Annotated in this window: 6 protein-coding genes; 1 reads left to right on the plus strand and 5 read right to left on the minus strand. The window is 46.6% G+C overall.

Features of this window, described 5'->3' with window-relative positions:
* Positions 1–93: 93 nt before the first annotated feature.
* The 5 genes from GX419_09265 to recR form a co-directional block, all read right to left on the minus strand.
* Positions 94–4,563, minus strand: coding sequence for a hypothetical protein (locus tag GX419_09265; protein NLI24880.1), 4,470 nt, complete (start codon positions 4,561–4,563; stop codon positions 94–96).
* A 195-nt stretch (positions 4,564–4,758) separates the two neighbouring features.
* Positions 4,759–6,105: a 2-oxo acid dehydrogenase subunit E2 gene (locus tag GX419_09270; GenBank protein ID NLI24881.1), complete on the minus strand. Its 1,347-nt coding sequence runs from the start codon at positions 6,103–6,105 to the stop codon at positions 4,759–4,761.
* 9 nt (positions 6,106–6,114) lie between these two features.
* Complete coding sequence (locus GX419_09275) at positions 6,115–8,088, minus strand: glycosyltransferase (GenBank protein ID NLI24882.1); 1,974 nt, start codon at positions 8,086–8,088, stop codon at positions 6,115–6,117.
* Positions 8,089–8,174: 86 nt separating this feature from the next.
* A complete protein-coding gene (gene lysA / locus GX419_09280; protein ID NLI24883.1) occupies positions 8,175–9,455 on the minus strand; it encodes a diaminopimelate decarboxylase in 1,281 nt (426 codons plus the stop codon).
* A gap of 116 nt (positions 9,456–9,571) precedes the next feature.
* Positions 9,572–10,195 carry a recombination protein RecR gene (gene recR / locus GX419_09285; protein ID NLI24884.1) on the minus strand — a complete coding sequence of 208 codons (624 nt, stop codon included), beginning with the start codon at positions 10,193–10,195 and terminating at the stop codon, positions 9,572–9,574.
* 117 nt (positions 10,196–10,312) lie between these two features.
* Between recR and GX419_09290 the strand changes: the two genes are divergently transcribed.
* A complete protein-coding gene (locus GX419_09290; protein ID NLI24885.1) occupies positions 10,313–11,764 on the plus strand; it encodes a sodium:solute symporter in 1,452 nt (483 codons plus the stop codon).
* Positions 11,765–11,930: the final 166 nt, after the last annotated feature.

Raw genomic sequence — 11,930 nt, forward strand, 5'->3', positions numbered from 1 at the left:
AACTATCACTTCCGGAAGGTTCAAAACCACTAACCACCTGAATACTATACAGTTCTTCCGGCAGGGTAAGCAAATTTAAAAATAAAATTTAACTTATCCGATAGGGGTTGAATTTTCCGTCTTCTTTTTTCTTTTCTTTTTTTCTGCAATTAAGAGCAGGATGATAAGAACAATGAGGAGCAGTGCTCCCAAAGCCGGAACTACAGGGAATGGCTTATGCTGCATACGTTCCGTTGCGGAAATGCGGGCAAGAAGATCCTGCAGCATATCATTGATAATTCGAACCAGCAGGTGCACAACGTCTTCCCGGCTGTATCCGTTGGCAGGGGCGTTCGTGTAAAGCCATTCGATCAGTTCATAAACATTTTTGAAGGGGTGGCCTGACCGGATCAGATGGTCAATTGTATTTTTGAGAGCACCTTCGGCATAGACAGACAGTTTTTCCTTGAACCAGGCAAGTTCTGTTTCATCATGGAATGCGAAGACGAATTGATTAATTTCTTCCGTTGTCAGCCCCAGTGCTTGTTTATTGCCAAGAATGCTGAGCAACAGTTCCTGGATGCTTTCAGTTTTTTCTTCCTTGAGTTCGAGAGGTTTTCCACTGGTTTGCTTTACAAAAAGCCTGAAGTTTTCCGCGATGTTTTCAGCCAGCATTCGCTCGTGAATCCGTCCGATCAGGATTCCAATATCCCTGTTTTCAAATTGCTGTCCGGTTGATACCTTAAACAATGATTCCAGAAGATCGGTTCTTGAATCAAAGGCTAATTTTTTTCTTCCGTTAGCTGATAAATAACCTTTCAGCGAGGGATCGGCCAGATCCTGCATTTCAGTGAACAGGTCGCCGGCTTCCTGGGAAGCAACAGCCTTCAGGAACAGATTAAAAACTTCGCCGGTGGTACTTTTCCCCCAGCGTTTGCTTTCAATTATATTTCCGGGGAAAGAAGGTGCAAGAAACAGTTTTTTGGTTTGCGCTGATTGCAAAAGGGTTTTAATGGAGCCAGTGCTCAGGGAGAGCATTTTGTCATATACGGCTGCCGGTTCCAGCTTGTCCGATAGAGCCATGGCGATGGCCTTTCTGACAGCATCGGATTTTTCGGCCGGGAGGGCTTCCGTAATGTAATTGAAATAATCGCTGCGGGCGAATTTCTTAATTATTTCATAATCGTTTTCCCTGATAAAATCAGCCAGGGTATCATCGGCCTGGAATACCATTTCATTCCAGGCACGTTCCAGCATCAGCCGGTCATCAGTTTTTTTCAGGGCCTGCAGCAATTCATCTTCACTATATCCTCCTGAAGGAGCCTGTTTGAACAGATGGTCAACCAGTGCCGGTACAGAAGCCAACCCGAGCTTATACGGATCGGTTTTTTCGAGCTGATACCGGAGATTTCCGTTTGTCAGAGGAATCATTTTCCTGAGGTACATTTCCACCTGACGGGAAGCAAGGTAATTGGCCGCCGTCTGATTGACCGTGGCGGGATTCAATCTTACAGGACTTTTCTTTGAGCCAATGAACCGCATGAGTTCCTCAAGAGAGGAAATACCGTGTTTCTGCAAATCGACCGAAAGAAGTTTTCCGGCGGTATCGGCGGGAAACATCATAGCCATCCGGTAAAGATGGTCTTCCGGATCGCCTTCAAATGCTGCAGCGGTAAGCATTCTCAGGAATTCTGATTCCGAATAACCGTTCAAAGGAGCCAGGCGCAATAGCGTGTCGGCGTACCCCTGGTTTGTATGGATTCCTGACTTGACCGGATCGAGTTTACTGATGGTGGTATGCAGGCTGTTGGTGGAATAGTGGAGAAGGACTTCACGGAATGCTGCCACATTGTTTTGCTCGCTCGTGGCCGCTCCTGTAAACATTTCCAGCAGATCGCCGGTAGTGTATTTTCCTTCGCCGGTATGATCGAGGAGATACCTGACCAGTTGTTCCGGAGAATAGAGTTTCTTTTCAAGGGAAGGCACGTTTGTGATGAATCTGCGGAGATTGCCTCCCGCATAGGGGATCAGAATCTCCAGCCATTCGTTCATCGGGTAGGTAGAAGCAGCCCTTACAAGAATCATCTGCAGATCTGACTCCGGAATTCCGCTTGCTTTTGCCTGTTCAAAAAGGTAATCAGTGATGGAAGGAATGGTTTTCAGGGACGAGGGAATCTGCAGGTTGTGCAGAAAGGCATAGCTGTTTCCTGATGCGAAGGCAGAAAGCTTTTCAATAAACTGCTGCCCCGGCACCACGTCGGAAGCAGCCACCATGGCAAGTGAATGGAGGACATCCTGCTTGGTAAATCCTTTTTCGGCAGCATGTTCGATGAGGTAATTTATCAGCTGGGTTCCTTCCGATATACCGAGTTGTGCAGGATCCATCTTTTGCAGTTCCTGTCTGAGAGCACCGGTTGAATTGGCCTGCATGCGCCTGATGAGTTCGTCAAGAGGAATGTGGGCCGACAGATAGGCCAGGCTGATGAGAAATTCTTCCTGCGAAAAACCAAGAGAATCAGCATGCATGAACAAATATCCGGCCAGTTCTCTGGCGGATGGATTCCCCATTTTCTCGGGCCGTATGTTTTGAAGGGCTTTGCGGATGTTTTCAGTTCCTGACTGGTTCAATTGATCCAGTAAGTTTTTTCCTCCGGGAGTGAACAATTGTTTATGAACATCCTTCTGCTGAACTGGTATCTGAAGGTCGATGAATACCGTATCGGAGGCTTTCTGCATGCCGGCGCCTGTGGCCGTGAGCACTACCACATTCAGGCCCGGTTCGGGATAATAGACGTAGGTAAAACGTTTCTTTTCAATGGGTATCAGATCGGATCGGACAGGTTGGTTGTCGACAAATGCATTGACTTCAAGTGTATTGGCATTTTCTGTTGTAATGGTAATGCGGACCGGCCCGGGCTGTTTCAGCGAGAATGAATTCTGGCGCACGGAAAGCTTTGGCGGTTCCGATGTGATTCTGGTTTCCGGAGCGATTGTTTTTTCTTCCGGCGGAAGTTTCAGCTGGGAAGACAATACGATATCTCCTTCTTTATAGTCTTTTGGCACAAGAAGACGCTGGATATGAGGAAGATAACCCGGCAATTTAACCAGGAGATCGTATTCACCTGCAGGAACTGTAATACTGTATTCACCGGCAGGGTTTGCGGTGGTTTTGTAAACAGTATCCCTTGTCAGGATCTGAAGAGCGTAAACGTTGGCTGTTTTAGTGCCTGCTTCCACCTTTCCGGGAAGAGCAACAATGCCCCTGATGGTGAATTTGCGGGGATGAACTCCTGAGTAAATTTCAAATCGGAAAATATCAGCGCGCCCAAGTGTGTTATTTTCCAGGTATCTTGATATGTAGGCAAATGTTCCGTTTTTGACAGGAACAAAAAACTGGTCATTGTCGGTTGTATTGATCGGATATCCTGCATTTACGGGTACTGCCCATGAACCGTCATCCAGCAGGGTGGTGTAGTTTATGTCATATCCTCCCATGTTCAGGTGACCGTAACTGCTGAAATACAATGTTTTGCCATCTTCGGTGATAAAAGGGGTGTCCTCATTGTATTTGGTATTGACTACCGGGCCGAGATTCACTGCAGGGCCCCAGTCTCCGTTGGGGGTACGGACCGATTTGTAAATGTCGAGGCCGCCAAATCCTCCTTTTCGGTTACTGGTAAAATACAGGGTGGTTCCGTCGGCTGAAATGCAGGCATGGGATTCCCAGTACTTGGTGTTGATGTTGGAGTTCAGAGCCCGCACTTTGGTCCATTTCCCGTTTACCAGTTTGCTGGTGAAGATGGTGCCAAGATAATTGTCGTTGCTGTAGAAAAATGCTTCCGTGCCATCGGCTGAAAGGGAGCAGGGGTACATATCTCCGTCCACACCGAGGTCGAACATAATATTCTCTGGCTCAGTCCATTGACCATTTACTTTTTTCGAGTAAAAAACCGCATCGTAGAACTGGAGTTTCCTGATAAAAAGCATGGAGGTTTCGTCGTGAGTTACCACCGGATTTGTTTCAGCGAAGCGGCTGTTAATGGGTTCGCCCAGGTTGACAAAGTCCAGATCAATAGGTTTTTTCATGAGTTTAATGGCGTTCCGGCATGCTTCTATCTGTTCATCAACAAGGGTAGCATCATATATTTTGGGATCAAGGATTTTTCTGAAATGGGAGTAAGCCTCTATGGCCTCATCAATCCGGTTATTGACGAGATAGGCTTTGCCAAGGTAAAACCAGGCATCCAGGGGAGCCCGGGTTTCCTTAAAGCTGTTTTCCTTATAATCTTTGGATACATTTTTTGTGGCCTGCTCAAGGTATCCGATGCTTTCTTCCTTCTGATACGGGTCATTCAGCAGGCAAACACCGATACGGTATTTCAGGTTGTCATTTTCGGGAAACAATTTTAAAAGCCGCATATAAATGGGCAGAGCTTCCTGGTATTCTTCAAAAAGAAAGTAGGATTCTGCTTCGAGGAAAGATTCCCTGGGATCAGGTTTCCGCGTTCTCTGGTCGGCTTTTTGCCCCTGAATATTCCCTGAAATCAGGAATAAAAGCAGGGATGCTACAGTCAAATATTTCATATCTTAACTGAAGGTGAATTCTCCGGTTAAAATTAATTTAATTCGTTTATTTGCCAATGATTTCAGGTATTATTTTGACATAATAAGCGAAATAAAAGACCAATAGAGAATTGGAGAAAACCAGGGCCAATACCGCCATATTTTTTGTCCGGCACAGCTTAAACAGGTATATGATTTGCAACACCTGTAATCACATCATATGGGTCGGTCGGGTGAAGCTTCTTCGAGCATTCGTGCAACTTCCCGGAGAAATTTTCCTCCCAGGGCTCCGTCAATAACACGGTGGTCGTAGGAAAGAGAAAACACACAAAGGCTTCGTATTCCTATGGACTCTTTTCCTTCCCACAGAACAACGGCCGGTTTTCTCCGGATTGCACCTATGGCAAGAATGGCCGATTCAGGCTGGTTGATGATGGGAGTACCTGTGAGGCTTTCGGCCATTCCGAGGTTGGTGATGGTGAAAGTGCCTCCGCTGGTTTCAGATGGGAGAAGCGCCCCCTGTCTTGCTCTTGCAACAAGGTCATTCAACCTAATGGCAATGCCGGAAAGGTTCAGCAGATTGGCTTTATGGAGTACCGGCACAATCAGGTTTCCGTCAGCCAAAGCAGTGGCAACCCCAATATTGATGTTCTTTTTTCTGAGGATTGTTTCTCCTTCTACCGAAACATTGATGCCGGGGAAATGGGCAAGGGTCTGAGCGACAGCTTCAATAAACAATGCGGTGAAGGTAAGAGGAACACCATATTTTGCTTCAAAGTCTTTTTTGCGGGATTCTCTCCAGTTGACCAGGGTGGTGAGGTCGGCTTCGTAAAATGAAGTCACATGCGGGGCGGTAAATTTTGACTTCACCATATTCCGGGCAATGATTTTGCGAACCCGGTCCATTGGAATTACTTCCGTATCTTCATCGCCGGGTATAGCCGCGGAAGGTTTTTCCTGATCAGCAGATATAGGGGCCTGGCCGGGGGGCATTTCTGCCGATAAATTCTCATGGCCCAGTTGCCGTGCTTTCAGGAAAGCATACAGGTCTTCCCGCGTTATTCTGCCTTCATGTCCTGTTCCTTTTATGGAGGCAAGTGATTCCATTCCGATGCCAAGCTCCTGAACGACCTTCCGTAAAAAAGGGGAAAGAAAGAAGCCCGGACCGTGATCTTTTGCAGGAGGGTACGGTTCAGAAGGGATCTTTTCTGTCGGAGTGTTTTGCGGTCGGGGGGAGAGTATTTCTGTTTCTTTTTCCGGCATCTGTTCGGAGGGAGGAGTGATTTCCCGGTCGGGAGCAGATATGTCTTCCAGAGTTCCTTCCGGTTGAAACAGGGCAATGGTTTCGCCCACCTTTGCAATATCCCCTTCTTTCTTAACAATTTTGCGGATTTTCCCTTTATGAGGTGCAAAGATTTCACTGTCAACCTTATCAGTAGCTATTTCTACCAGCGGGGTGTCCTGTTCGACCGTGCTTCCCTCACCTACCAGCCAGCGTATAATGGAAGCCTCAATGATGCCTTCTCCCATAGAGGGGATTCTTATTTCGGTAAGAGTTGCCATATTGGATGGTTATCGGCCAAGTTTTCTGAATGCTTTTGCAATTATATAAAGGTCACGGGTAATCCGGTAATCGCGGGCGTAATTTATGTTCAGCGTATCGGCAAGTTCGGCGGAAAGTTTTCCGCTTTCGTACAGATCAGCAGGGGAGAGGATTCCGGGGCGCAGGGGGGGCAGTTGGTAGGCTGAATCAGGGATTCCGGAAAAATACCCCACCCAGGTATTTTTACCTGCCAAAACACGGAATATATTTCTGAGCAGGCGGAATGGCCGTGGGATGATCCAGGCGATGAAAGGAAAAACAAGCAGAAGGAGGAAAGCTATGCCGGAATCCATCAGTCTCTTGATTCGCCGAACCGAAGGACGAGCTATCAGGTTATAGCGCAGGGTGTAGATTGCTCCCGGGGAATCAATGCTGCTGCTGCCGATAACAGATACGCCTTCTTCCGGAGCAATTTTGAATTCTGTTCGTGTTTCGCTCAGGCGGAGCATGTTTTCAATTACTTTACCTGAAGGGATATCCCGGGCACAGAAAATTATTTCGTCAACGGCATGCACTCTGATAATTTCGGGAAGCTGTTCAGGTGTTCCGAGGTAATCTGTTTTTGCATTATCGGTTCGTTTTTCAGAGACATATCCCGCCAGTTCAAAGGGCAGACCTGTTTCGTTGAGGAGGGAAGTAACCCGCTGAACTTCATCATATGACCCGGCAACAACAATTCTTTTCTTTTTCGGGAAGCTGAGGGCATTTTCTTTCCAGCCGGCCAACCGCATGATGATCCTTTCGAGAGGAAGGGCAATCAGTGTCCATAGGGTTCCCAGCAGGATAAGCGCCCTGGAAAACCGGAGTGAAGCGGGAAGAAGGGCATACACCACCAGAATGAAAAGGCTTCCTGCCAGTATTCCCCGGATAATTCTCCAGAGCCTGACCGGCGGTTCATAGCCTCCGGAATAGAACACTGTAACCAGCCATACAAAAACATAGGCCGGAACGACAAACTGCATGTATTCAGGGGGATAATAGTTCTTCTGCCCGAATTTGAATTCTTCCCAGAAAGGCCTGATCAGCATGTAGCCAAGATATATTACTGCAGCATCGGCTACCGGCAGGCTGATGCGGAAAAGAATCCGCTGCAGTGCCGAAAATCCTGCCCTGATCCAGATTGCCATGTGGATCAGCAGGGAGAAAAACCGGAAACTGCCTGAAGAAAAGTGCTTCCGGGCGAAAATCATCATGGCATTGTAAAAAGTATACACATAATTCAGGCTTCCCTTTTTGGTGCTTTCTCCCTTGTAATGAATGATAGTTGTTTCAGGAAAATAATAATTTTCATAGCCCGCCTGTTTTATCCTCCAGGAAAGATCAATGTCTTCGCCATACATAAAGAATTCCTCATCGAGCAGTCCGGTTTTTTCCAGAGCCTCTTTACGGATAAACATAAAAGCACCGGGCAGAATGTCAATGGAATGAATCTGATCCGAAGGCAGGTGGCCGAGGTAGTATCGCCCAAAAATACGTGAACGGGGAAATAAAGAGGTCAGACCTGTGATTTTCCAGAAAGAAACCATAGGAGTGGGGAATCCTCTTTTTGATTCCGGCAGAAAATTTCCTTTTCCATCGATCATTTTGACACCCATTGCTCCGGCATCCGGATGGGATTCCATGAACCGGAAACATTTTTCAAGTGTGTCTTCTTCGATAACCGTATCGGGATTGAGCAAAAGAATGTATTTGCCTGAGGCAATTCTGATGCCCTGATTGTTGGCCCTGGAAAAGCCGACGTTTTGCTGATTTTCAATCAACCTGACCATGGGGAATTTCTCCCTTACCATGTGGCATGATCCGTCAACCGAGGCATTGTCAACAACAATTATCTCTGTTGAGAGGGAATGTGATGCCTTTAATACCGAATTAAGGCATTGCTCAAGAAAATGCCGAACGTTGTAATTGACAATGATAACAGAAATATCGGTCACCGCCTGCATCGTGGTTTAGCCAGGTGAAGGTACGAAAAAAAAAGTTGCCGTCCTTTTCTCCTGCGCTTCACATTCTGATGGCCAATGGCTCGGGTTTATCCTGTTTTCTCCTCTTTCTTCAGGACGTTTTCTTTCGGGTCGAAAGCATAAAGAATTTGATTTCTGAGCAGGTCGTCGAGGGTTTCCCTCCGGGTGATGAGATAATCTTTTCCCCGATACAGCATTACTTCGGCCGGTCTGAGCCTGCTGTTGTAATTCGACGACATGCTGTAGCAATATGCTCCTGCATTGAGGAAGCAGAGAAAATCCCCCTCATGAATTTCCGGAATACGCCGGTTCCAAGCAAAGGTGTCGGTTTCGCATATATAACCTACCACAGTGTAGAGGCGTGGCTTTTTTTGCGGGCGCGATATATTGAGGATGTGATGATAAGCATCGTAAAACATGGGGCGAATCAGGTGGTTGAATCCGGAATCAACACCGGCAAAAACGGTGGAAGTTGTTTGCTTGATGACGTTCACCTTGACAAAAAAGAAGCCTGCTTCGCTGACGAGAAATTTTCCGGGTTCAAAAATCAGTTCGAGTTTGCGGCCGTATTCCTTGCTGAATTGCCGGAAACGCTTTGATAGTACCTGGCCGAACGACTGAATGTCAGTGAAATAATCATCGGGTTTATAGGGAACCTTAAAACCACTTCCGAAGTCGATATATTCCAGATCAGGAAACTGGCGGGCTGTTTCAAGCAGGATTTCGGCTCCTCTCATAAACACATCCGGATCAAGGATGTCTGAGCCGGTGTGCATGTGAATGCCATGAATCCGGATGTTATAGGCGTCTGCAATCCGGTGCACATGGGCAATCTGATGAACGGATATCCCAAATTTTGAATCAATATGGCCGGTAGATATTTTATCATGTCCGCCTGCCATAATGTGAGGGTTGATTCTGATTCCGACAGGAACGCCGGAGCCGTAGGCATCACCGAACTGTTCCAGAATGGACAGGTTGTCGATATTCACCCGTACTCCTTTTTCAACCGCTGATTTGATTTCGTCAAACGAAACACCGTTGGGTGTAAACATGATATCCTGGGGGGCAAACCCGGCCATAATTCCCAGTTCAACCTCCTGAAGGGATACCGCATCAAGGCCGGCTCCGAGCTGGTTAAAAAACCGCAATACATTCAGGTTGCTCAGCGCTTTGCAGGCATAATGAATGCGCAGAGGGCAGGTCTTGAATGCTTCAGCCAGTGCATTGTACTGGCGCTGCATGATGGAGGTGTCATAGACAAAAAGGGGGGTTCCGTATTTTTTGCACAATTCTGCGGCAGGAATCCCGTCAATTTCGTATCGGTTATTCACCAGTTCGAGTGCCATCGGCTAATTTTTTGTTAAGGTTCATAAATCAACAGGGGCAAAGATAGATAAATATGTTATACAGCATATCCCGCTGCAGGGATTAACCAGAAGGAATGTGAAAAGAGAGGAGAATGTTACTGGTTTCCTGCCTGAAAGGGCGTCCGGTTGATAATAGAGCGGGCCAGGGTGACTTCATCCGTATATTCAAGATCTCCTCCTGCCGGAATTCCTCGGGCTAGGGTGGTCATGGTTACATGGAATTCCTGAAAACGACGGTACAGATAAAATCCGGTTGTATCGCCTTCCACAGTCGCCGGAAGCGCCAGGATGATTTCTTTTATTTTCCCCTGCTGAAGCTTGTTTTCAAGAGAGCTCAGCTGCATGTCGGAAGGTCCAATCCCTTCCATGGGAGAGATAATACAGCCCAATACGTGATAGATTCCATGGTATTGCCGGGTGTTTTCTATGGCCAGCACATCCCGTACATTTTCAACCAGGCAGACTGTGGAATGATCCCGGCCGGGATCAGAGCAGATCGGGCATATTTCTTCTTCAGAAATGTTGTTACAGGATGCGCAGTAATGAATTTTTTCGCCCAGGTCAATCAGCGTCTGGCCAAGATTTTTCAGTTCTTCTTTAGGTTGTTTCAGCAAATGCAGTACAAGCCTGAGGGCAGTTTTGGTCCCGATTCCGGGAAGTTTTGAAAATTCCCTGACTGCCTGCTCGAAAATGCCGGAAGGATACTGGTATTGTGCCATGAATTGAGTTGAATAAGTGCAGCAAAGATACTACAAGCCTCCATTCAATCTGCTATTTTCTTCCGGTTTAGAGAATAAGGATATTTTTATTATCCTTGCACGGCATAGCATTTTAATATGTCACCTGCCGAAGTATTTGCAGTCCTTCTTTTTTATTTTGCCCTTCTTTTGCTGGTTGCATGGGTCACTTCCAGAAAGGCAAGCAATTTTGGTTTTTTTCTGGGAAACCGTAAGTCACCCTGGTATGTAGTAGCAATAGGAATGATCGGGAGTTCGATTTCGGGAGTTACCTTTGTTTCTGTTCCCGGCTGGGTTGCCTCCACACAGTTTTCGTACCTGCAGATGGTACTGGGGTATTTGCTGGGGTATGCCATTATAGCTGGTTTTCTGTTGCCGCTTTATTACCGCCTCAATCTGACTTCCATCTACGGATATCTTGAGCAGCGTTTTGGAAAAAAAAGTTACAAAACCGGAGCTGTATTTTTTCTGATTTCCCGCACGATTGGTTCAGCTTTTCGTCTTTATCTGATGGCCAGTGTCCTGCAGGTTACCATTTTCAGCAGGCTTCAGGTACCCTTCTGGATTACAGTGGTAATAACGCTGGCCCTGATTCTGCTGTATACTTTCAGGGGAGGAATCAAAACGATTATCTGGACAGATATGCTGCAGGCTTTGCTGTTTACAGGAGCAGTGGTTGTATGTATTATCGCCGTGGCCAGGGAAATGCATCTGGATTTTTCCGGTATTGTCACATCAATTGCAGATAGCAAATATTCCCGTATTTTCTTTTTCGATGAATGGACCGGGAAGCATTTTATTCAGCAGTTTCTCAGTGGTGCATTTATAGCAATTGCCATGACGGGGCTTGATCAGGATATGATGCAGAAAAATCTGAGCTGCCGGAATCTGAAAGAGGCCCAGAAAAATATGTACTGGTACAGTTTTGCCCTGGTTCCGGTCAATCTTCTTTTTCTTTCGCTGGGTGCGCTTCTGTATATTTATGCCGACTGGAAGAATATTCCCCGTCCGGCCCTCTCGGATGATTTCTTTCCTATGATGGTCAGTCAGGGTTATCTTCCTCATTTTGCTTCTATTATGTTTATGCTGGGGATAATAGCAGCGGCTTATTCCAGTGCTGATTCCGCCCTGACTGCATTGACTACTTCATTTACGGTTGACATTCTGAACGCCGGAGGAAAAACCGAACAGGAACTGAAACGCATACGGCAGAGAGTGCACATTTTTATTACCTTGGTATTGCTTGTCATAATTCTGCTTTTCAGGGCAATAAACAACCAGAGTGTTATCAGTGCTATCTTTACAGTGGCGGGTTATACTTACGGCCCACTTCTGGGATTTTATGCTTTCGGATTGTTGACACGGTGGAAGATCCGCGACGCCTATGCGCCCTGGGTGGCTATCGCATCACCGGTGCTTTGCCTCCTGCTTGAACGCCTTCTTTCGGTTTGGCTTACATCTTACCGGCTCGGGTATGAACTTCTCATCCTGAACGGCCTGCTGACATTTGCTGGCCTGTACCTTTTGCGCATCAGAAACCAGAAGGAATGAACCGAAGTACCATGAATTAACAAATTCAACCAGGCTATAGCAAAATTATTTTTAGAGGAATTGGGATAAAAATACAGAAACCATGATACACCAATTGGTCGAGTCTGCATACCAACCAGTTGGTGCACTCATCTTTTCCCATCAGGCTTCTTATTCCGCATGAGGA

The organism is Bacteroidales bacterium (genome assembly GCA_012517825.1).
Classification (GTDB): domain Bacteria; phylum Bacteroidota; class Bacteroidia; order Bacteroidales; family JAAYUG01; genus JAAYUG01.